Annotated in this window: 22 protein-coding genes, 2 tRNA genes and 1 pseudogene; 11 read left to right on the top strand and 14 right to left on the bottom strand. The window is 69.3% G+C overall.

The features are described from left to right. Positions 1 to 761 precede the first annotated feature (761 nt). The 4 genes from dnaN to ACFYPS_RS15130 are packed head-to-tail and all read left to right on the top strand — an operon-like array spanning position 762 to position 4,589. The gene (dnaN, locus tag ACFYPS_RS15145; RefSeq protein ID WP_354967092.1) at positions 762 to 1,895 is read left to right on the top strand and encodes a DNA polymerase III subunit beta; all 1,134 of its coding nucleotides are present in this window, start codon (positions 762 to 764) and stop codon (positions 1,893 to 1,895) included. Positions 1,896 to 1,935: 40 nt separating this feature from the next. Then, complete coding sequence (gnd, locus tag ACFYPS_RS15140; RefSeq protein WP_354967091.1) at positions 1,936 to 2,808, top strand: phosphogluconate dehydrogenase (NAD(+)-dependent, decarboxylating); 873 nt, start codon at positions 1,936 to 1,938, stop codon at positions 2,806 to 2,808. A gap of 16 nt (positions 2,809 to 2,824) precedes the next feature. Beyond that, positions 2,825 to 3,958, top strand: coding sequence for a DNA replication/repair protein RecF (recF, locus tag ACFYPS_RS15135; protein WP_354967090.1), 1,134 nt, complete (start codon positions 2,825 to 2,827; stop codon positions 3,956 to 3,958). Between the two features lie 55 nt (positions 3,959 to 4,013). Continuing rightward, positions 4,014 to 4,589 (top strand): DUF721 domain-containing protein, encoded by a 576-nt coding sequence (locus ACFYPS_RS15130; protein ID WP_387325168.1) that lies wholly within the window; start codon positions 4,014 to 4,016, stop codon positions 4,587 to 4,589. Positions 4,590 to 4,598: 9 nt separating this feature from the next. On the opposite strand, the gene ACFYPS_RS15125 is transcribed toward ACFYPS_RS15130, so the two are convergent. Continuing rightward, on the bottom strand, positions 4,599 to 4,826 hold the full coding sequence (locus ACFYPS_RS15125) for a hypothetical protein (RefSeq protein ID WP_354967088.1): 228 nt from the start codon (positions 4,824 to 4,826) through the stop codon (positions 4,599 to 4,601). Between the two features lie 122 nt (positions 4,827 to 4,948). On the opposite strand from ACFYPS_RS15125, the gene ACFYPS_RS15120 reads away from it, so the two are divergent. Continuing rightward, positions 4,949 to 5,452 carry a MarR family transcriptional regulator gene (locus tag ACFYPS_RS15120; protein ID WP_354967087.1) on the top strand — a complete coding sequence of 168 codons (504 nt, stop codon included), beginning with the start codon at positions 4,949 to 4,951 and terminating at the stop codon, positions 5,450 to 5,452. On the opposite strand, the gene ACFYPS_RS15115 is transcribed toward ACFYPS_RS15120, so the two are convergent. After that, a complete protein-coding gene (locus ACFYPS_RS15115; RefSeq protein ID WP_354967086.1) occupies positions 5,437 to 5,991 on the bottom strand; it encodes a hypothetical protein in 555 nt (184 codons plus the stop codon). The two genes, ACFYPS_RS15120 and ACFYPS_RS15115, sit on opposite strands and share 16 nt — an antisense overlap. 522 nt (positions 5,992 to 6,513) lie before the next feature. Between ACFYPS_RS15115 and gyrB the strand changes: the two genes are divergently transcribed. From gyrB to ACFYPS_RS15085, 6 genes are all read left to right on the top strand, one after another. Next, positions 6,514 to 8,460 (top strand): DNA topoisomerase (ATP-hydrolyzing) subunit B, encoded by a 1,947-nt coding sequence (gene gyrB / locus ACFYPS_RS15110; RefSeq protein ID WP_354967085.1) that lies wholly within the window; start codon positions 6,514 to 6,516, stop codon positions 8,458 to 8,460. Between the two features lie 130 nt (positions 8,461 to 8,590). Then, positions 8,591 to 11,113 (top strand): DNA gyrase subunit A, encoded by a 2,523-nt coding sequence (gene gyrA, locus ACFYPS_RS15105; RefSeq protein WP_354967084.1) that lies wholly within the window; start codon positions 8,591 to 8,593, stop codon positions 11,111 to 11,113. A gap of 4 nt (positions 11,114 to 11,117) precedes the next feature. Next, positions 11,118 to 12,029, top strand: coding sequence for a DUF3566 domain-containing protein (locus tag ACFYPS_RS15100; protein WP_387324876.1), 912 nt, complete (start codon positions 11,118 to 11,120; stop codon positions 12,027 to 12,029). 151 nt (positions 12,030 to 12,180) lie between these two features. Next, positions 12,181 to 12,254, top strand: a tRNA-Ile gene (locus ACFYPS_RS15095). Positions 12,255 to 12,297: 43 nt separating this feature from the next. Next, positions 12,298 to 12,426 carry a DLW-39 family protein gene (locus ACFYPS_RS15090; protein WP_208869723.1) on the top strand — a complete coding sequence of 43 codons (129 nt, stop codon included), beginning with the start codon at positions 12,298 to 12,300 and terminating at the stop codon, positions 12,424 to 12,426. Between the two features lie 45 nt (positions 12,427 to 12,471). Further along, positions 12,472 to 12,547: transfer RNA gene (locus ACFYPS_RS15085), tRNA-Ala, on the top strand. 94 nt (positions 12,548 to 12,641) lie between these two features. Here ACFYPS_RS15085 and ACFYPS_RS15080 read toward each other — a convergent pair. The 12 genes and pseudogenes from ACFYPS_RS15080 to ACFYPS_RS15025 form a co-directional block, all read right to left on the bottom strand. Then, positions 12,642 to 13,850 (bottom strand): tyrosine-type recombinase/integrase, encoded by a 1,209-nt coding sequence (locus ACFYPS_RS15080; RefSeq protein ID WP_387324873.1) that lies wholly within the window; start codon positions 13,848 to 13,850, stop codon positions 12,642 to 12,644. A 1-nt stretch (position 13,851) separates the two neighbouring features. Beyond that, positions 13,852 to 14,049, bottom strand: a complete 198-nt coding sequence (locus ACFYPS_RS15075; protein ID WP_354967081.1) for a helix-turn-helix domain-containing protein — start codon at positions 14,047 to 14,049, stop codon at positions 13,852 to 13,854. 21 nt (positions 14,050 to 14,070) lie between these two features. Beyond that, a pseudogene (locus ACFYPS_RS15070) lies at positions 14,071 to 15,859 on the bottom strand (replication initiator). Beyond that, positions 15,859 to 16,125 carry a hypothetical protein gene (locus tag ACFYPS_RS15065; protein ID WP_387324870.1) on the bottom strand — a complete coding sequence of 89 codons (267 nt, stop codon included), beginning with the start codon at positions 16,123 to 16,125 and terminating at the stop codon, positions 15,859 to 15,861. The pseudogene ACFYPS_RS15070 and the gene ACFYPS_RS15065 overlap by 1 nt, the downstream one beginning before the upstream one ends. Beyond that, positions 16,122 to 16,958: a DUF2637 domain-containing protein gene (locus tag ACFYPS_RS15060; protein WP_387324867.1), complete on the bottom strand. Its 837-nt coding sequence runs from the start codon at positions 16,956 to 16,958 to the stop codon at positions 16,122 to 16,124. The genes ACFYPS_RS15065 and ACFYPS_RS15060 overlap by 4 nt, the downstream gene beginning before the upstream one ends. Continuing rightward, complete coding sequence (locus tag ACFYPS_RS15055) at positions 16,945 to 17,235, bottom strand: hypothetical protein (RefSeq protein ID WP_354967077.1); 291 nt, start codon at positions 17,233 to 17,235, stop codon at positions 16,945 to 16,947. Before ACFYPS_RS15055 ends, ACFYPS_RS15060 begins: the two co-directional genes overlap by 14 nt. Next, positions 17,232 to 17,642: an RRQRL motif-containing zinc-binding protein gene (locus ACFYPS_RS15050; RefSeq protein WP_354967076.1), complete on the bottom strand. Its 411-nt coding sequence runs from the start codon at positions 17,640 to 17,642 to the stop codon at positions 17,232 to 17,234. Before ACFYPS_RS15050 ends, ACFYPS_RS15055 begins: the two co-directional genes overlap by 4 nt. After that, complete coding sequence (locus ACFYPS_RS15045) at positions 17,639 to 17,938, bottom strand: hypothetical protein (protein ID WP_354967075.1); 300 nt, start codon at positions 17,936 to 17,938, stop codon at positions 17,639 to 17,641. The genes ACFYPS_RS15050 and ACFYPS_RS15045 overlap by 4 nt, the downstream gene beginning before the upstream one ends. Continuing rightward, the gene (locus ACFYPS_RS15040) at positions 17,935 to 18,333 is read right to left on the bottom strand and encodes a hypothetical protein (RefSeq protein ID WP_354967074.1); all 399 of its coding nucleotides are present in this window, start codon (positions 18,331 to 18,333) and stop codon (positions 17,935 to 17,937) included. The genes ACFYPS_RS15045 and ACFYPS_RS15040 overlap by 4 nt, the downstream gene beginning before the upstream one ends. A gap of 96 nt (positions 18,334 to 18,429) precedes the next feature. Continuing rightward, complete coding sequence (locus ACFYPS_RS15035; protein WP_354967073.1) at positions 18,430 to 18,873, bottom strand: hypothetical protein; 444 nt, start codon at positions 18,871 to 18,873, stop codon at positions 18,430 to 18,432. Next, positions 18,870 to 19,742: an FtsK/SpoIIIE domain-containing protein gene (locus tag ACFYPS_RS15030; RefSeq protein WP_354967072.1), complete on the bottom strand. Its 873-nt coding sequence runs from the start codon at positions 19,740 to 19,742 to the stop codon at positions 18,870 to 18,872. Before ACFYPS_RS15030 ends, ACFYPS_RS15035 begins: the two co-directional genes overlap by 4 nt. Before the next feature lie 84 nt (positions 19,743 to 19,826). Then, a complete protein-coding gene (locus tag ACFYPS_RS15025) occupies positions 19,827 to 20,711 on the bottom strand; it encodes a hypothetical protein (RefSeq protein WP_387325166.1) in 885 nt (294 codons plus the stop codon). Positions 20,712 to 20,838 lie beyond the last annotated feature (127 nt).

The raw sequence follows: 20,838 nt of genomic DNA, 5'->3' as shown, positions 1-20,838 counted from the left end.
GCACGCAGCCCGGGACACGCCCGGCCGGAGAGAACCGGCCGGGCGTTTTTTCGTCTCTGGCGCCTCTCCGACTTGACCCTCGACATGGTGCAGACCACAGCATCTACGCCGTGACCGCTTCGATGCTGACTCGTTGTCCACAGCTCGTTGTCCACCGCCAGTGGATAACTACGGTCCGTCCTCCGCCGGTTACCCACAGGCTGTGGAGAAACCCTGTGTACGACGCTGTGGATGGCTGGGGACAACGTCGCGGTTGTCCACCGACGAGAGTCGCCCTGTGTACGACGTGTTGAAGGTTCTGGGGATGACGCCATTGGTGATCTTCATGGCGATCCACAGGCTTGGGGAGAAAGTCGGTGGATTACCGGTGGACAACCGGTGGACAACGGTGGACAACCGTCCGGCGCGGCCGGGCTGTGGACACGCAAGGCGGTTGTACCCCCGGTTCTCCACAGCCAAATCACCGGTGGATAACCTGTCTGAGCTGCGTGGACCCGAGTTCTCCACAGTTTGCACAGGTGCGATGAAGACGATGAGTTATCTCTTCTAAGAGAACAAAAACCAATCATCACCGTTGGACTTTCTGTGGATCGGGCCGAAGCTGCCGGACCAGCCGGTCAGCATCGACACGATCCACGGGGCCGGGCGCACAGCCGATGCCCCCGCGCCCTAAAGTGCGATGGGTACCCGCACGGTTGGGCGGGACGGTAGGCAGCGGTCGGCATGAGAGAGTTGTCGCTGACGTCGACGCGGAGGCATTGATGAAGTTCCGAGTAGAGCGCGACGCGCTCGCCGAGGCCGTGGCCTGGACCGCAAAGAGCCTGCCGAGCCGTCCGTCGGTGCCGGTGCTGGCCGGGGTGATGCTCCGAGTCACCGACGGCAACCTGCGGGTCTCCGGGTTCGACTACGAGGTCTCCAGCCAGGTCACCGTCGAGGTGCAGGGCGACGCCGACGGCGCCGCCCTGGTCTCCGGTCGCCTGCTCGCCGAGATCACCAAGGCGCTGCCAGCCAAGCCGGTGGACATCGCCGCCGTCGGCGCCCACCTCGAGCTGGTCTGCGGCAGCGCCCGGTTCACCCTGCCGACCATGCCGGTGGAGGACTACCCCGCGCTGCCCGAGATGCCGCAGAGCGCCGGCACGGTCGACGCCGCCACGTTCGCCACCGCAGTTTCCCAGGTGGCCATCGCCGCTGGCCGCGACGAGACGCTGCCGATGATGACCGGTGTCCGCGTCGAGCTCTCCGGCAGCACCCTGTCGATGCTCGCCACCGACCGCTACCGGCTGGCGCTGCGCGAGATCCAGTGGCGGCCGGACGACCCCGAGGTGAGCATCAACGCCCTCGTGCCGGCCCGCACCCTGAACGACACCGCCAAGGCGCTCGGCCCGCTGGGCGGCGAGGTCACCCTCGCCCTCGCCCAGGGCGCGGCGGGCGAGGGCATGGTCGGCCTCGCCGGTGGCACCCGGCGTACGACCAGCCGGCTGCTCGACGGGGCCAACTACCCGCCGGTGCGCTCGCTCTTCCCGGCCGCCCACAACGCCGAGGCCCGGGTGCCGGTCAGCACCCTGATCGAGGTGGTCAAGCGGGTCGCGCTTGTCGCCGAGCGCACCACGCCGGTGTTGCTCAGCTTCAGCGCCGACGGGCTGGTGGTCGAGGCCGGCGGCTCGGAGGAGGCGCGGGCCAGCGAGGCGATGGAGGCCACCTTCACCGGCGACGCGTTGACCATCGGGTTCAACCCGCAGTACCTCATCGACGGCCTGGCCAACCTGGGCTCCCAGACCGCCGTGCTCTCGTTCGTCGACGCCTTCAAGCCCGCGGTGATCTCACCCGCCGGCGAGGATGGCGAGGCCATTCCGGGGTACCGGTACCTCATCATGCCGATCCGCGTGTCCCGCTGATCGCGCGCACCGATACCCAGATCCACGGAGGTAGGAACACATGCAGCTCGGCCTGGTAGGACTCGGCCGGATGGGCGGCAACATGCGGGAGCGGTTGCGGGCAGCCGGCCACGAGGTGGTCGGCTTCGACCACAACGCCCAGTTGAGTGACGTCCCGACCCTCGCCGGGCTGGCTGAGAAGCTCGAGTCGCCCCGCGCGGTTTGGGTCATGGTGCCCGCGGGCGTCACCGACGCGACCATCGACGAGCTCGCCGCGGTGCTCGGCGAGGGCGACATCATCATCGACGGCGGCAACTCCCGGTTCAGCGACGACGCCCCCCGGGCCGAGCGGCTCAACGAGCGCGGCATCGGCTACCTGGACGTCGGTGTCTCCGGCGGCGTGTGGGGCCGGCAGAACGGCTACGCGCTGATGGTCGGCGGTGCCCAGGAGCACGTCGGCCGGCTGATGCCGATCTTCGAGGCGCTCAAGCCCGAGGGCGAGTTCGGCTTCGTGCACGCCGGGCCGGTCGGCGCCGGGCACTACTCCAAGATGGTGCACAACGGCATCGAGTACGGCCTGATGCACGCCTACGCCGAGGGCTACGAGCTGCTTGCCGCCTCCGAGCTGGTGACCAACGTGCCGGGGGTGTTCAAGTCCTGGCGGGAGGGCACCGTGGTCCGCTCCTGGCTGCTCGACCTGTTGGACCGGGCGCTCGACGAGGACCCGGAGCTGGCCGAGCTGAGCGGTTACACCGAGGACACCGGCGAGGGTCGGTGGACGGTCGACGAGGCGGTCCGGCTGGCCGTGCCGCTGAACGTCATCACCGCCTCGCTGTTCGCCCGGTTCGCCTCCCGGCAGGACGACTCGCCCGCCATGAAGGCCGTCGCCGCGCTGCGCCAGCAGTTCGGTGGCCACGCCGTCCGCAAGCGCTGAGCGGTATCCACACCCTGTGTATGTCCACCGGCTGGAACTGGTCGACTTCCGCTCGTACGAGCGGGTCGCCGTCGACCTCCAGCCGGGGGCGAACGTCCTGATCGGCGCCAACGGCGTTGGCAAGACGAACCTCGTCGAGGCGCTGGGCTACGTGGCGACCCTGGATTCGCACCGGGTCGCCACGGACGCGCCACTGGTCCGGATGGGCGCCTCCTCGGCGGTGATCCGCTGCGCGGTGGTGCACGACGGCCGTGAGCTCCTGGTCGAGCTGGAGATCGTGCCCGGCAAGGCCAACCGGGCCCGACTGGGCCGCTCCCCGGCGCGACGGGCCCGGGACGTGCTGGGCGCGCTGCGACTGGTGCTCTTCGCGCCGGAGGATCTGGAGCTGGTCCGGGGCGACCCGGCCGAGCGCCGCCGCTACCTGGACGACCTGCTGGTCAACCGGCAGCCCCGGTACGCCGGCGTGCGGGCCGACTACGAGCGGGTGGTCAAGCAGCGCAACGCTCTGCTGCGGACCGCGTACCTGGCCCGCAAGACCGGCGGGTCCCGGGGCGGCGACCTCGGCACCCTCGCCGTCTGGGACACCCACCTCGCGCAGCACGGCGCTGAGCTGTTGGCCGGCCGGCTGGAGCTGGTCGCCGCGCTCACGCCGCACGTTTCCAAGGCTTACGACGCGGTGGCCGCCGGGCGCGGTGCCGCGGGCATCGCCTACCGGCCCTCGATCGAGCTGGCCGAGCCGACCACCGATCGTGGCGTGTTGGCCGCCGCGCTGACCGCCGCGCTCGCCGCGTCCCGCTCCGCCGAGATCGAACGGGGCACCACCCTGGTCGGCCCGCACCGCGACGAGCTGGCGCTGAGCCTCGGTCCGCTGCCCGCCAAGGGGTACGCCAGCCATGGCGAGTCCTGGTCGTTCGCGCTCGCGCTGCGACTGGCCGGGTACGACCTGCTGCGCGCCGACGGCATCGAGCCGGTGCTGGTGCTCGACGACGTCTTCGCCGAGCTGGACACCGGTCGCCGGGAGCGGCTGGCGGAACTGGTCGGCGGCGCGAGCCAACTACTGGTCACCTGCGCGGTGGACGACGACGTGCCGGCCGCTCTGCGCGGCGTCCGCTACCAGGTCGGCGAGGGGACGGTACGCCGTGTCGGATGAGCCAGGGCCCGCCCGTCCCGACGCTGGCGGCGATGACCGGCGGGCCGGCGACGCCGTGTCGGCGCGTACCCCGGGGTCGAAGGCGACCGGGGGTGGCGACGGCGGTGGGCAGCCGGACGCCGCCACCGGGCCGGAGCTGGCCCGGGCGGTGCTCGACGCGGCGTTGTCCCGGCGGCAGGCGGCGGCCCGCGCCCGGCGTACCCCAGGGGGTGGCGGGGGTGGCGACGGCGGCTCCGGGCGGCGTCTGCGCGGCTACTCCGGCCCGGGCCCCGACCCGCGCGACCCGCAGCCGCTCAGCGTGGTGCTGAACCGGTTGGTGAAGGCGCGTGGCTGGCAGCAGCCGGCGGCCGAGGCCACGGTGTTCGGCGCCTGGGAGCGGGTGGTGGGCGCGGAGGTCGCCCAGCACAGCCGGCCGGTCAAGCTGGAGAACGGCGAGCTGACCGTGGAGGCCCGCTCGACCGCCTGGGCGACGCAGCTGCGGCTGCTCGCCGGTTCGCTGCTCAAGCAGATCGCCCGGGAGGTCGGCCACAACGTGGTGCGCAAGCTGCACATCCACGGCCCGGCCGCGCCGTCCTGGTCGAAGGGGCCGCGTCGGGTACGCGGCCGGGGGCCGCGGGACACCTACGGCTGAGCGAGCGCTTCAGTCGCGCCGGTGGGCCTCCTTGGCGGCCCGCTTCCGTTCGCGCTGTTCCCGGGTGTAGCGCTTGCGCTCCTCCAGGTCGCGCTTCCACATCTCGCGGGCCTCGGCGGAGCCGCCCTGCACCGCGCCCTGCACGCCCTCGGCGGGGCCGGTGAGGTTTCGGAAGGTCCAACGCATGAACCGGCCGCCCTCGCCCGCGGACCTGGTGGCCGCCTCGTCCTCGCTCATCTGCCGCCCTCTCCTGCGTGTGTGCCGTCGCTCCGCCCATCGCCCGGACGGATGATTGGCGCACCAATGGTTGGTGTACCAATCGCCTGTACGATAACCACCGTGCTTGGGGAGGGCAACCGATGAATGAACGACCGGACGGCGTCGACCCTCTGGCGCTGGAGCAACAGGTCTGCTTCGCCCTCTCGGTGGCGGCGCGCAGTGTCGTGGCCGTCTATCGGCCGCTACTGGAACCGATGGGCCTCACCCATCCGCAGTACCTGGTGATGCTGGCGCTCTGGCAGCACGCGCCGCTGTCCGGCCGTGACCTCAGCCGGCTGTTGCAGCTCGACCCGGGCACCCTGTCGCCGCTGCTCAAGCGGCTCGAAGCCGCCGGCTACCTACGCCGTGAACGGGACGCCGCCGACGAACGCAGCCTCGCCGTCACCCTGACCGACAGCGGCGCGGCGCTGCGCAGCCGGGCCGAGCTGATCCCGGCCGCGATCGTGCAGCGGCTCGGGCTGCCACTGGAGGACCTGCGACACCTGCACGTGGTGCTGACCCAGGTGATCGCCGCGGCCAACCGTCCCGGGGGCGACGACCAGATCGCCGCCGACCCCGGGCCGGCCGGTCAGGCGTCGGCGTAGACGGCGAAGCCGCGCTCGGCGCAGCGCCGGTAGAACGCTGCCAGCACACCCAGCTCGGCGCAGGTGAAGTTCCACTGCGGCGGGTCGCCGCTCTCGTCGCGCAGCGCGTCCAGCCGGCTCTCCAGCCAGCGCAGTTGTTGATCGGCCAGCCGTCCGTCGCCGAGCAGCGAGCGCAGCACCGTGCTCACCGACTCGAACGTGACGGCCTCGCCGTGCGCACGGTGGCCGGTGACGAATCGTTCGATGCCGCCGGCGATCCAGGCGCACCCGTCCGGGTCGATCACCGGGTCCTCGTCCTCGGCCGCGGCGTCTGTGGCGTACAACACACCTTCGAGGCCGAGCAGCAGATCCACCAGCTCGGTGTACGCGGTCGCCCGGACGGTGCCGGTCTTCGCGATCAGCTCGGCCAGCGCCGCCGTCGGAGCGGAGATTCGCGGCAGGTCGACGATCTCGCCGAAGTCGACGAACTCGGCCGGCGCGACCGGATCGTAGAAGCGGCCGGTCCGCGGCCAGTGCACCGCGACGTTGTCCAGCCCCATCTGTCACCTCTTAAAGAGCACGTGTCGGGTCGATCGGGTCGATCGTCCCGGTTCCGGCCGCTAAAGATCAAGCCCGCTTCCGGGGCGCCGCAAACGTACGGCACGGGCGGTCCGGCCGCGACCCCCGACCCGCCCGGCCGCGGGTCAACCCGTTCCGGGGCGGCGCGTCCGATCGGAGCATGGCGTGTGGGGGGAGTCGCGGGCAATGGGGTTCTGCCGGCTACGGACTTCTCAGCCGCCTCGGTGAGGGTGCCGAGTGGTGGTTCTGTCCTCCGCGCACAGTAGGATTGACGGTGAGACGAAGACCCGGTGCGGAGCGAGGGACGGGGCCGGTGGCCCCAGGATCATTCTCCACGTCGGGTCGAGCCGATCGCGATCCGCGGGCAACCGCGGCGACCGGCGCGTTCGACCCACTGTCCGGAAATATCCGGCACCGGTCCGCGCGCCGACGTCGCGTCCTGTCCGCCGAACCCGCGCCCGACGCGCCCTTCCGGCGCCGACGACGCGAGAAAGTGGCCGAGGGTGGCAGCGCAGGACAAGCAGGAGTATGGCGCAGAGTCGATCACCGTTCTCGAGGGGCTGGAGGCGGTTCGCAAGCGGCCCGGTATGTACATCGGGTCCACCGGCGAACGCGGTCTGCACCACCTCGTCTGGGAGGTCGTCGACAACGCGGTCGACGAGGCGCTGGCCGGATACTGCGACACCATCGACGTCGTGCTGCTCGCCGACGGCGGGGTCCAGGTCACTGACAACGGCCGTGGCTTCCCGGTCGACCTGCACCCGAAGCTCAAGAAGCCGGGCGTCGAGGTCGCACTGACCGTGCTGCACGCGGGCGGCAAGTTCGACGGCAAGGCGTACGCGGTCTCCGGTGGTCTGCACGGCGTCGGCGTGTCCGTCGTGAACGCGCTCTCCACCCGGATGGCCGTGGAGATCCACAAGTCCGGTTTCGTGTGGCGGCAGCAGTACAACAACTCCAAGCCCGGCCCACTGGACAAGGGTGAGACCACCGACCGCAGCGGCTCGACGGTCTCCTTCTGGCCCGACCCCGACGTCTTCGAGACCGTCGACTTCGACTTCCAGACCATCTACCGACGGCTCCAGGAGATGGCCTTCCTCAACCGTGCCCTCCGCATCCACCTGCTCGACGAGCGGGTGGCCGAGGAGGAGGACGGCCGCCAGCGTGAGGTGACCTTCCTATACGAGGGCGGCATCGCCGACTTCGTCCGGCACCTCAACGCCTCGAAGAACCCGATCCACAAGACCGTGGTCGAGTTCGGCGCCGAGGAGGAGGGCATGTCGCTCGAAATCGCCATGCAGTGGAACGAGTCGTACGGCGAGTCGGTCTACACCTTCGCCAACACGATCAACACGCACGAGGGCGGCACCCACGAGGAGGGCTTCCGGTCCGCGCTGACCAGCGTGGTCAACCGGTACGGCACCGACAAGAAGCTGCTCAAGGGTGACGAGAAGCTCTCCGGCGAGGACATTCGGGAGGGGCTCGCCGCGATCATCTCGGTCAAGCTGGCCAACCCGCAGTTCGAGGGCCAGACCAAGACCAAGCTCGGCAACACCCCGGTGAAGAGCTTCGTGCAGCGGGTCTGCAACGACCGGCTGGTCGACTGGTTCGACCGCAACCCGGCCGAGGCCAAGATGATCATTCAGAAGGCCTCCCAGGCTGCTCGTGCCCGGATCGCCGCGCAGCAGGCGCGCAAGCTGGCCCGCCGCAAGTCGCTGCTGGAGTCCGGCTCGATGCCGGGCAAGCTGGCCGACTGCCAGTCCACCGACCCGCGCGAGTCCGAGGTGTTCATCGTCGAGGGCGACTCGGCCGGTGGCTCGGCCAAGCAGGGCCGGGACCCGCGGACCCAGGCGATCCTGCCGATCCGCGGCAAGATCCTCAACGTGGAGAAGGCCCGGATCGACCGGGTGCTGAAGAACAACGAGGTCCAGGCGCTGATCACCGCGCTGGGCACCGGCATTCACGACGATTTCGACATGGAGAAGCTGCGCTACCACAAGGTGGTGCTGATGGCCGACGCGGACGTCGACGGCCAGCACATCCAGACGCTGCTGCTCACCCTGCTGTTCCGCTTCATGCGCCCGCTCGTCGAGATGGGCCACGTCTACCTGGCCGCCCCGCCGCTCTACAAGATCAAGTGGAACAAGAAGGGCGACGACGCGCAGTACGCCTACTCCGATCGTGAGCGGGACGGGCTGATCGCGCTGCGCCAGCAGAAGAAGCCGAACGCCAAGCCGGACGACATTCAGCGGTTCAAGGGCCTCGGCGAGATGAACTATCCCGAGCTGTGGGAAACCACGATGAACCCGGCAACGCGTACTCTGCGTCAGGTCACGCTCGACGACGCGGCGACCGCCGACGAGTTGTTCAGCGTGCTGATGGGTGAGGACGTCGAGGCGCGCCGGTCGTTCATCCAGCGCAACGCCAAGGACGTGCGGTTCCTGGACATCTGATGGAGCTCGGCAGGTCGGCCGGGGTGAACCCGACCGACCCGCCGATCCACAGAGTTATCCACAGCTTGGCCAGTATCCACAGCCGTTATCCACAGCACGAAAACGACTCTGAGTCTGATAAGGGTATACAGTGACCGATTCTCCCGAGTCCACACCGAACGAGCCTGAGGTCCCCGCCGAGGCCATCGCCGCCGTGGTCGCGCACGACCGGATCGAACCGGTCGGGCTCGAGGTGGAGATGCAGCGCTCCTACCTCGACTACGCGATGAGCGTCATCGTCGGTCGTGCGCTCCCGGACGTCCGGGACGGGCTCAAGCCGGTGCACCGCAAGATCCTCTACGCCATGTTCGACTCGGGCTACCGTCCGGACCGCGGCTACGTGAAGTGTTCCCGGGTCGTCGGCGACGTGATGGGCCAGTTCCACCCGCACGGCGACTCGGCGATCTACGACGCGCTGGTCCGGATGGCGCAGCCCTGGTCGCTGCGGTATCCGCTGGTCGACGGCAACGGCAACTTCGGCTCTCCGGGTAACGACCCGGCCGCCGCCATGCGATACACCGAGTGCAAGCTCGACCCGCTGGCCATGGAGATGCTGCGGGACATCGACGAGGACACGGTCGACCTGCAGGACAACTACGACGGCCGGGCCAAGGAGCCCACCATCCTGCCGTCGCGGATCCCCAACCTGCTGGTGAACGGCTCCGAGGGCATCGCGGTCGGCATGGCCACCAAGATCCCGCCGCACAACCTGCGGGAGATCGGCGCGGCGGTGCAGTGGTGCCTGGAGCACCCGGAGGAGGACGAGGAGACCACCCTCGAAGCCCTGCTCGGCATCGTCAAGGGTCCGGACTTCCCGACCCACGGCCTGATCGTCGGCACCACCGCGATCCAGGACGCGTACCGCACCGGTCGCGGCTCAATCCGGATGCGCGCGGTGGTGGAGGTCGAGGAAGACAAGCGGGGCCGGCCCTGCCTGGTCGTCAGCGAGCTGCCCTACCAGGTCAACCCGGACAATCTCGCCGAGCGGATCGCGGAGCTGATCAAGGAGGGCAAGCTCGCCGGGATCGCCGACATCCGCGACGAGTCCTCCGGTCGTACCGGCATGCGGATCGTGCTCGTGCTCAAGCGCGACGCGGTCGCCAAGGTCGTGCTGAACAACCTCTACAAGCACACCCAGCTCCAGGAGACCTTCGGCGCCAACATGCTGGCTCTGGTCGACGGGGTGCCGCGCACGCTCAACCTGGCCCAGTTCATCCGCTACTACGTCGAGCACCAGGTCGACGTGATCCGCCGGCGGACCGCGTTCCGGCTGCGCAAGGCCGAGGAGCGGGCGCACATCCTGCGTGGTCTGGGCAAGGCACTGGACGCGCTGGACGAGGTGATCGCCCTGATCCGGCGGTCGCCGACCGTGGACGACGCCCGGCAGGGCCTGATCCGGCTGCTGGAGATCGACGAGATTCAGGCGACCGCGATCCTGGACATGCAGCTGCGCCGGCTGGCCGCGCTGGAGCGGCAGCGGATCGTGGACGACCTGGCCAAGCTGGAAATCGAGATCGCCGAGTTCAAGGACATCCTCGCCAAGCCGGAGCGGCAGCGAAAGATCGTCTCGGAGGAGCTCGGCGAGATCGTCGCCAAGTGGGGCGACGACCGGCGTACGCAGATCATCCCGTTCGACGGCGAGGTCTCGATGGAGGACCTCATCGCCCGGGAGGACGTGGTCGTCACGATCACCCGGACCGGGTACGCCAAGCGGACCAAGGTCGATCTCTACCGCTCGCAGCGGCGGGGCGGCAAGGGCGTCAGCGGCGCCACGTTGCGGCAGGACGACATCGTCAGCCACTTTTTCGTATGCTCCACCCACGACTGGATCCTGTTCTTCACGAACAAGGGACGCGTCTACCGGGCGAAGGCGTACGAGTTGCCGGAGGCCAGTAGGGTAGCCAAGGGCCAGCACGTGGCCAACCTGCTCGCCTTCCTGCCGGACGAGCAGATCGCGCAGATCATCGAAATCCCGAACTACCAGGTAGCCCCCTATCTGGTACTGGCCACGAAGAACGGCCTGGTGAAGAAGACGCGGCTCGAGGAGTTCGACTCCAACCGTTCCGGCGGAATCATCGCGATCAACCTGCGCGATGAGGACGAGCTGGTCGGTGCTGCGCTGGTTGCGCCGGAGAACGACCTGCTGCTGGTCTCCAAGAAGGCGCAGGCGATCCGGTTCAACGCCTCCGACGAGGCGCTGCGGCCGATGGGTCGCGCCACCTCCGGCGTGATCGGCATGCGCTTCACGGACGACGACGTCCTGCTCGCCATGGAGGTCGTTCGGGAGGGCCTGGACGTTCTGGTGGCCACGAACGGGGGATACGCGAAACGTACCCCGATCGAGGAATACCCGGTGCAGGGCCGGGGAGGTAAGGGCGTGTTGACTGCGAAGATCACCGAGCGGCGCGGTGGTCTGGTCGGCGCTGTGGTGATCGACCCGGACGACGAGCTGTTCGCGATCACCAGCAACGGTGGTGTCATCCGGACTCCGGTGAAGCCTGTACGCCGTACGCGTGACCGGAACACAATGGGGGTCAAGCTGATGGACCTCCCGGACGGCGTGACTATCGTGGCCATTGCTCGCAATGCCGACGAACCCGACGAACAGGACTAGTTGAATGACGGAGACACAGGCGAAGTCGGGGAACACGGGGACCTCGGCCAACCCGGTCGACGAGGAGGCCGCCAAGGGCGGCACACCAGCGACCGGCCGCGCGGCCGTGGGCCGGGCAACGGTCCCCGCCGACGCGCCTGCCCCGAAATTCACCCGGGCTCCCGGCATGACACCCCCGCCGGACCAGCCCGGTGAGGACGGTGGGTCGGGCGACAAGACCGAGGCGTCCGGCGTCGAGGCGCCGGCGTCCACCGACTCGCCTCCGGTGGCGGCGACCCCGGCCCGTCCCACGACCACCCAGCCGATCAGTGTCCGGCCCGGCGAGGCGGCATCCGCCGGGGCTGCCGGGACCGCCGGCACCCAGCCCCGGATCACGCCCGGCATGACCCAGCCGCAGCCGGACGGGGGGCGTGCCACCGGCACCAGCCGCCCGGCCAGCGGCGGCGGTCTGCCGCCGGGAATCGGCAACGCCTCGGCGGTCGGGGCGGCCCGGGTCGGTGACGCGGTACGCGCAGCGCGTACCTCGGTCAGCTCGGCCGCGTCCCGCGGACCGCGCCGGGCCCGGCTGAACCTGAAGCGGATCGACCCCTGGTCCGTGATGAAGTTCGCGTTCGCCGTTTCGGTGGTGCTCTTCATCGTCGTGGTGGTCGCCACGTCGGTGCTCTACCTGGCGCTGGACGCGATGGGGGTGTTCCAGAGCGTCAACGACAGCCTGAGCGACCTGGTGAACGCCGGCGGGGGGCAGAGCACCAGCGGCTTCCAGATCACCGCCAAGGGCGTGATCCTCAGCTCGGCGCTGATCGGTCTGGTCAACGTGGTGCTCTTCACCGCGCTGGCCACGCTGGGAGCGTTCGTCTACAACGTCTGCGCCGACCTGGTTGGCGGGATCGAGTTGACCCTCGCCGAGCGGGACTGAGGCGATCGGGACGCCGGGGCACCGCGGAATGCGGTCGCTCCGGCGTCCCGTACCCAGGTAGGTTTTGCAGGTGTCAACGGCCCGGCTCGCGGGCCCGGACCCCGATTTGGGGCCGGCTGAGCGGATGGGTTAACCTTGCTCGTCGCAACACGGGGCTATAGCTCAGTCGGTTAGAGCGCAGAGCTGATAACTCTGAGGTCGCTGGTTCGATTCCAGCTAGCCCCACCGCACGTCGTCCGACGGTAGTCGAGCGCGAGGGGTGGCCCCAATGTTCAAGAAGCTGCTGATTCTGGCCGGCGTCGTCGGCGTGGCCGCCGTCGTGTTCAACAAGGTCAAGGCCTCGAACGACGAGCGCGCCCTGTGGCACGAGGCGACCACCGCGCCCGACCTGCGCTGACGTCCGGCGCAGCGGCGAACGATCGGCGACGCCGCAGCCGCCCACGGGGCCCTAGCTCAACTGGCAGAGCACTGCCTTTGCAAGGCAGGGGTTAGGGGTTCGAGTCCCCTGGGCTCCACCACGCACAGCCTGTGAGCTGCGTCGGAGCTGAGTTCGAGATCATCGGGCACAGATCCGGCACAGACCAGGAATGATCTTTCACTCCGGTCGGGCATCTAGCGGCGGTTGGCCGCAGCCCGCAGGACATCGCCGATGACGCCGCGTCGCCGCTCTCGGCGAGGCCACCAATGGACGTAGGTTTCCAAGGTGATTCGTAGCGTCTGGTGACGGAGTAGCCGTTGCACGTCCTGTGGCTCGGCGTGATTGGTAATCAGCGTCGTGGCGAAGAAGTGCCGCAGCGCGTGAAATCCTCCGTGTTTCTTGGGCCATCCGGCTTTGTCCCGCCACTTGACCCACTCGTTCGACCAGGTCCGGTCTGTGAACGGATTCCCGCGCGTGGTCGTGAACAACAGCGGCACCGAGCGGCGGACCGGGTCGCCGGAGGTGATGTCCACCATTTCGACCTCGACTGGTGGGAAGTCGCGGACGTGAGTTTCGAGCGCTTCCCGCACCGCCTGGTCCAGGTCGAGGGTTCCCGACGAACCGGCTTTGGGCAGGCAGAGGTAGAAGCCGCCGTAGCCCTGCGGGGAGTAGCGGAGCTGCTGCGTGACGTGCAGCTCCTGGGCGCTCACGTCGATGCTCTTACCGTGCTCCATTCCCAGCATCTCGCCGAAGCGGCAACCTTGGCCAGCGCCGAGCCAGATCGCAGCCCGATACCGTGCGGGGACAGCGTCGAGTAGCGCCAGCACGTCGTGTTCTGTCGGTACCCACTTCGGCACGCGGGACAGGCCACGAAGGACCTTCACGAGCTTCACCCCGTCGCACGGGTTGTCGGGGATCACCTTGTCGGTGACAGCGGCAGCGAGGATCGCATCCAGCAGCTCGAAGTAGAGGCGCATCGACGATTTGGGGACGTCGTTGGCGAGCTGCGAGGTCAGCCACTCCAAGACGGTGGTCAGGGTGATCGAGCGAGGAGTCACCGGCCCGAACGCCGGGAACAGGTGACAACGCAAGTTCGACTCGACCCGTTTGCGGGTTTCCATTGCCCAGCCGATCTCACGCGACAGCCGCCAACGTTCGGCGTACTCCTCAAAGGTCACCAGACGCTGAGCGCGGTCCACCTTCGTGGCGTCGACGTCGCCGCTTCTTGCCTTGGCGTCGAAGTCCTTGGCATCGGTCTGCCGGTCGAACAGCCGCTCACGCGTTTCACCGGAGGCGTCCGAGTAGCGCACCCGCCAGCGTTTCCCACGGCCGTGCCGCTTCGATGGGAGGCGCTTGCGATCCGGCCCTACCGCCCTGAGGTACCACAGGTCATCGACAGCCATGTCAGGCCGCCTTCTGGTCGAGCCAGGTCCGCACGTCGGCGGGGTCGTAACGCAGATGACGGCCGACCCGGGAGGCACGCGGCCCAATCCGGCGGTAACGCCACTGGTAGAGAGTCGCCACCGGCACGCCCAAGTAGGTGGACACGTCCTCCACGGTCCACAGCGGGTCGATCAACCGGGGGGTTTTGGTTCCTTCCATGCTCACTGCTCTCCTGTCTGGTCAGGCGGCGACCGGCACGGTGCCGGCGGGGGTGGTGCCGAGTTCGTGGGCGAGTTCTTCGCGGCCGGTGGCGTGTCGTGCGCGGGCGAGTGCGGCGGCGGTGTTGGCGAGGAGTGCGTCTCCGGTGGTGTGCCAGCCGACGCCGGCGAAGGTGAGGGTGCCGACGATGAGGGTGGTGTCGTCGGGGTGGTCGGCGGCCCTGATGGGGTCGCGGTCGCCCTGGTCCTGGTCGTCGTGGCGTCGGTAGGTGACGCGGGTGTCGCGCAGGAGTTGGAAGGTGACCGAGTAGCGGCGGGCTTTGGTGAGGAAGTGGCCGCCGAAGCCGAGCATGTGTGCCCACCTGCGCAGCCGGGCGTAAGGGTTGTCCGTGGTCGGTTTCGTGGGTTCGGCGTCAAGGGCGGCTTGACGGTGGGCGACGCAGGTGGGGCAGGCGGCGTAGCGGGTGTGGGTGCCGCAGTCGGGGCATTCCCAGCCCCTTCACGAAGCCGGGCCGGGGTCGGTGGTCCCGGGGCCGCTGCGAGAGCGGGACGGGTGTGGTGGTGGGTCGGCCGATGCGCCAGCAGGCGTCGATGAGGCGGGCGGTGTGGTCGCCGTCGGGGTCGGCGTAGTCGCCGATGCTGTCCAGGTCGAGACGGGTGGAGCGGTGCCCGGTTACCTCGGTGCTTTTGGTGGCGTACTTGGCAAGGTAGCCGGCGACCATGCCGTCGGTGACCTCACCGCTCCCGGTCAGGCTGATGGGACGGATGTCGAGCTGCGTCCCCCAGACGACCGGCCAGCCGGCGGGATAGTCGGGGTGGGCCGGGGTGGTGTAGTCGACCTGGTCGGCAGCGTGGCGGATCGCGTCGTCGAGGTCGGCGGCGGTGAACCCGACCGGCGGTGGGATCACGGCGGTCGGGTCGGTGGGGTCGACGCCATCCAGGCGCACCAGGGCGTGGAAGTGCACTGCTCCGCGTGCCTGGAACTCGGCGGCTTTGCCATGGGACAGCCGCACGGGGGCGACCGTGCGGACCTTGCCCGAGGCCGTGAGTACCCGGGTCGGGGGGATGCCGCGTCGGCGGGCGAGTTGGGCCAGGTGGCGTTCCGCGGCTTGCTTGGTGCGCCGCCACAGTTCCCCGGTGAACACGTTCCACACGACCTGGTGGTCATGGTCGTAGCAGTCCAGGCACAACGGCTGACCGAGGACAGCGTCTGCCGGTTCGTGGCGTGCCCAGCACACGGCCGGGCGACCGTGGGCGCAGAGGCCGGCGGTGGCGTCGGTGCTGCGGCGGGCGTGGCAGGGGTCGGGTCGGCAGTCGCAGCGTTTGCGGTTGGCGCAGGTGTGCCGTTTGACCGCGCGGACGTGCACGGGGCCGAAGGACGGTGCGGTGAACGTGGCGAACACCGCCGGGTGCCCGGACACCGTCGCGGGGACGCCTTTGCCGCCGACGAGGCCGGCGCGCAGGAGTTGGTAGGCGTCGCGTTGGTAGACGCCAGCGCAGGTGGGGCAGGCGGTGGCGCGGCGGTTGCCGCACGCCTTGTAGATCGCGGCGTCGGGCATGGCGTCGGTGTGCCGGGCGTCCAGGAGTCGGCCGGTGGCGGGTTCGACGGTGAGGAGCTGCCCGGCGAGGCGGATGGGGCGGGTGCAGCCGGCGGCGGCGCGGACGTGTTCCAGCCAGCCGAAGTAGTCGGGGGCGGTGGCTCGGGTGAACGCGGAGCCGGCGGCGGTGTAGCCGACGAACCCGGCGGTGTCGGCGTTCGAGCCCACACCCCGGGCCGAAGCGCGGGGTGTGAGGTCCAGCGTCGAAACCATCAGGCGGGCACGTCGTCGAGGTGCCGGGTGGTGATGGTGTGTTGGGTGACGATGATGCGGCAGGCGCCGCACTGGCGGTCGGCCGGTTCGTGCCGGTGACAGGCGATGGTGGCGGTCGTCGCGCCGCAGCGGATGGTGACCGGGGTCCGGCAGGGTCCGCCGGGGATGACGTGGATGACGGTGCGTCGGGTGTCGTAGGGGTGCGCCTCGAAGTAGGCGGGGCAGGTGTGGGTGACCTGCTCGATGTCGACGACGTGGATGGTCATCGGGCACCACCGCTGACGGGGGTGCCGTTGACGGCCGGGGTGTGGCCGGTGATGGTGTGCAGCAGTTCCCGGGCGATGTCCGGGGTGACCGAGAGCAGGCCGGCGAGTTCATCGGTGGTGATGGGTCGGCCGGTGCTCTGTTCGTGGCGTCCGATGACGAACCGGGCGGTGGGCATCAGGTGCGCCGGCACCTCAGGCCGGGCAACCGGAGTTGAGGTGAAGGTGGGTGCCGTGATGGCGGCCGGGACTGGTGCCGGCGGGATGTCGACGACCGGAGCAGGTGCCGGCGTGGTGTCGACGGGCGGCGTGGTTGCCGGGGTGTCGGTCGGCTCGGCGGCCGGTGCCGGGGTGAGGTCGTTGACGGCGGCGAGGAGGGCGGCGGCTTCGGCTTGGATGGCGGCGAAGTCGGGGCGGATGCGTCCGGCGACGAGTTCGACGCCGATGACGAGGACGACGACCAGGGCGAAGACCAGGCGTAGGCCGAGGCTGCCGGGGGAGGCGAAGTTGATGGTGGCCGACAGCAGTGCGGCGGCGGCGAAGACGACCAGGGCACCGCGTTTGGCGTCTTTGGCGATGCCGGAGGTGCGGACGACGGTCAGCATCGACACCATGGCGGCGTCGAAGATCAGCGGCACGAGGTAGGCGAAGTAGCCGGCGTTCTGCGCCCACAGGTAGTGGGCCTGGTGCAGATAGCTGGTCAGCAGCGCACCCAGCAAGACGAACCGGTTGTAGCGCTTGATGGAGCCGATCGCCTTGAGCATCGTCGGCACCGCGTTGCGGGCGTACTCGGCGGCGAACTGCTCAGTGACGGTGACTGGGTCAGTGGTGGCCATGGGGAGTCACCTCCGTGGCGTGGTCGCGGTCGACGAGGTCGATGACGCCGGAGCAGCCGAGGCAGAACAGCGGGGACAGGCCGAGGACGGCCATGCTGTTGAGGAAGCAGGGCATGCAGGTGAAGTCGGCGGGGAACAGTCCCTCGCCCTCACAGATGCCGCAGACCGGCAGGCAGGCCGGGCAGGGCGTGAAGACGGGGCCAAGGATGTCGTGGATGCCGGCAGGGGTGTTCTGCTCGATGCACCACAGGCAGGGGTCAGACAGGTTGAAGCTCACGACGGGTTCCCTTCGTGGCAGTCGAGGCATTCGCCGTAGCGGCGGGGGATGTAGTAGGGCTTGACCTGGGCGCAGACGCGGCAGGTCCGGCGGGCGCGAAGCGCTTTGGCGATGGCCTCCCGCTGGGCGGGTGTGGCGGTGCGCTTCGGTGCGGCCATGTCGAGGCGGTAGAGGTAGGCGACCCGACGGTTCTTGCGGTGCCGCCAATAGATCTGCGCGATGGGGTCTTGGCCGTTGGGGCGAAGGCCGGCGGCACGGAGCTGCCGCACGGTGGCCAGGCCGTCCGGGGCGCAGTGGTAGGGGAAGGTGGGGAACCCGTAGCGGGTGCCGAGCGGGTCGTAGAACTCGACCCGGATGCCGGTGCGGTCGGCCAGGTTGTCAAGGTCGACGCTGCGAAGGTCGGTCATGGCTTGTCTCCCCAGCGCTGCTGGGCGGCCTGCTTGGAGATGCCGAGACGGGAGCCGATCTCCGCCCAGGAGTAGCCGAACGCACGAAGGCCGATCACGGCCTCACCGATGGCGTCGTCGATCACCGATGAGAGGGCGACCAGGTCGCGCAGTGCTTCAACGTCACCGGTGGCGACGCGGCGGCCGTGAGCGCGGATGATCCGGCGGCCGAACGCGGCGAACTCGTCGTTCTCGACCACATTGCGGCGCTTCTGTCGAGGCAGGTTCGGCGTCAAGGGCTTCTTGACGGCGCTCATCGGTTTCCGCCCCCCTGGGTGTGGAGGGAGTCCCACCGGTCAGCGGCGGCGTTGAGGGCGTGGATGACCTCGGCGATGGTGCGTCCGGGGCGGTCGTTCCATCCGAACAGCTCGGACGATGCGGTGAAGCCGAGGTAGTCGAGCAGCGCGTACGCGGCGGCGCGGTAGTCGCCGCACTCGGGCCGGGTGGTGAAGAACGGCAGTTCAGTGGCGACGCCGTAGGCGGCCATGCCGATAGCGCCGGAGATGCAGGCGCGGGGGGTGAGGGCGTCGAAGACGATCGTGTAGTAGTCGCCCTGGGTCCAGCCGTGCCGGAGCAGGTAGAGGGCAGACATCCGCAGCAGGTCAGCGGGGGTGACCTGTGCTGCGGTGGGTGGGTTGTGGGTAGCCTTCATGGCAGCCACGTCCTTTCGGGGCTGTTGGTGGGAGGTCGGCAGGACCAGCTCTGCTGCCAGGCGAAATCTGGTCCTGTCGGCCGTTCTTGTTGGTGGTCAGCAGCCGGGGCAGTGGCGTTTGCCGCTGCCGGTACAGCCGCGCAGGGCGGCGAGGATGAGCGCGGCGACGGCCAGGAGGCCGGCGATGATGGCAGCGTGGTCGGCCAGGAACGCCACCAGGTAGGCGACGGCGGCGATGACACCGGCCAACACGGTGCCGGCGGCGGTGGTGATGGCGATGACCCGCCGGGTACGACGGACGCGACGGGGCCGGGCGCGGTCGGTGATGTGGGTGCGCGGGGAGGTGACCCGCACCGGACGAGGGCCGGCGGTGGTGTCGACCAGGCGCAGGGCGACCCGGATACGCGGGTCGGTGGGCGACACGGGCCGGGGTGCGGTCATCGAGACCAGGGTTCCGGCGCTGTGGTGGTTGCGGATGACGTTGGCGACCTGTTCGGGCAGGCCGATCAGGGTGTGGTCGCGGTAGCCGATGGCGGTCATGCGGCGATCTCCCAATCCATGCGGGAGCCAGCCGGGACGCTGCTGCCGCCGGTGGGGCGGCGGGTCCAGGCGGCGTAGTCGGCGATGTTGTAGATGTCGGTGTCGGTGAGGTAAGCGGCCTTGATGCGGCGGGGAACGCCGCCTTCGGCCAGGAGGTAAGCCGCGCCCTGATTGGTGGGTGAGATGTCGGAGGCGGTGTAGCCCTGCTCGGCCCAGCCTTGGCCAAGGATGATGTTCGAGCTGTTCAGCGAGGTGCACCGGAATGCGGCCCGGTAGCCGAACAGGTCCCGCAGGCTGGCGGGGATGATGTCCCACGACGGCCGCTGAGTCGCGGCGACGACAGGCATGCCGCAGGCCCGGCCTAGGGAGACGAGCCCGCGTAGCAGGGTGGAGAACTCTTCCTGTTGCTGCTTGGTGCCGAGCACCGTGGAGTACATGGCGAGTTCGTCGATGATGGTGACGATGACGGACATGCCGTCGCCGTCGGCGAGCTTGCGGCGCCGGTTCGCCAGCAGCCAGGCGTAGCGGTTGGTGGCCACGACCAGGAGACGACGTAGCACGTCGATGCCCTGGTAGATGTCGGGGCCGATGAACGCGTCGGCGAGGTCGCGCCAGGGGCCGAGTTCGACGAGTTTGGCGTCGAAGAGCACGAGGCGGGTGTTGTCGCACAGGGCGGCGTGGCCGCAGATGTTGTTGATCAGGCCGGACTTGCCGCCGCCGGGTTCGCCTGCGGTGAGCAGGTTGCGGTAGATGACGTCGAGGTAGACGGGTTGGCCGAACTCGTCGATTCCGATGAAGATCGGGTCGAACATCGACAGGCCAGGACCCACCGGCACCGCATCCGCAGTGGTGGGAATCGTGGTGGTCATCAGGTGCCCTCCTTGGGCGTTGGTGGGCGCGAGAAGCCACACGAACGAGCCGCAATGGCCCCTCGCGTCCCGGGTGGGCGTAGGTCAGATCCAGTCGGAGGTGTCGTCGTCCGGCACGGACGACGAGGAAGCCGCGGGCTTGCTGCCGTTGGCGGTCGTGGCCGGCTTCTTCGCCGGCTTGCCCTGGGTCGGGAGGGTGATCGTCGGAGTGGTCACGTCCGGCAGGTCCAGGGCGGTGGGGACCGTCAGCGGCGATGCCGAGACGGGTGCGGTCGGGTCGATCACGTCGACCAGCGGGGAACCGACGTGAGCGGTCAGCACCTCACGGCGTTTGATGTCGAACCGCAGGTAGGCGGCGTTGTTCTCCGAAGCGCGCTCGATGAGCACGGTGGAGGCGTGACAGGTGACCGCGATCTTGTCGAGGCGGCCTTCCAAGTCCTTGGCGGACAGGCCGGGGCGCAGGTAGACCCAGACCCGCTCACCGACCGGGGTGGGGCGTGCCCACAGGATCAGCGGCAGCGAACCGGACTGGTTGGCGATGATGAACTGCGCGAAGCACACGCGCAGCCGATGGCGCACCACGAGGCACCATCCCCAGGCTTTGACCTGGCGGCGGACCGGGCGGATGACGGCGGGAACGCCGACGACCAGGGCGACCACGAGCAGGGTCACCACGGTCGGAGTGTGGTTCGCGAGCTGCACCCAGCAGGTGAGCAGCAGTACTACGAGGAACACTTCCAGGCTCCACCACCACAGCAGCCGGATCACCGGCCACACACGGATGAGCAGCCAGGCGGCGGCACCGGTCGGGACGCCGATCAGGGCACCGACGATCAGGGCCACGATGGGGTGCCAGTAGGAAGCGGCCACCACGGCCGACAGCAGGCCGACGATGACCGCCGTCAGGATGAACGCCAGTTTGGCGTTACGCGCGGAGGAACGGTGAACCTTGGCCTCGATGACCGTCACCGTTCCGGTTGACCTGCCGCCGAAGCGGCGGGGGCTAGACTTGGACACGACGAGTCCTCCCAAGCACATTGGGTCGGATGAGTTGGAGGGCACGGGGTCGGCAGATGTAGGAATCGGTACCGACCCC

Source organism: Micromonospora sp. NPDC005087 (assembly GCF_042872965.1).
GTDB lineage: Bacteria > Actinomycetota > Actinomycetes > Mycobacteriales > Micromonosporaceae > Micromonospora.
The sequence above is the reverse complement of the archived record's forward strand: the minus strand, read 5'-3'. Positions and strand labels throughout refer to the sequence as shown.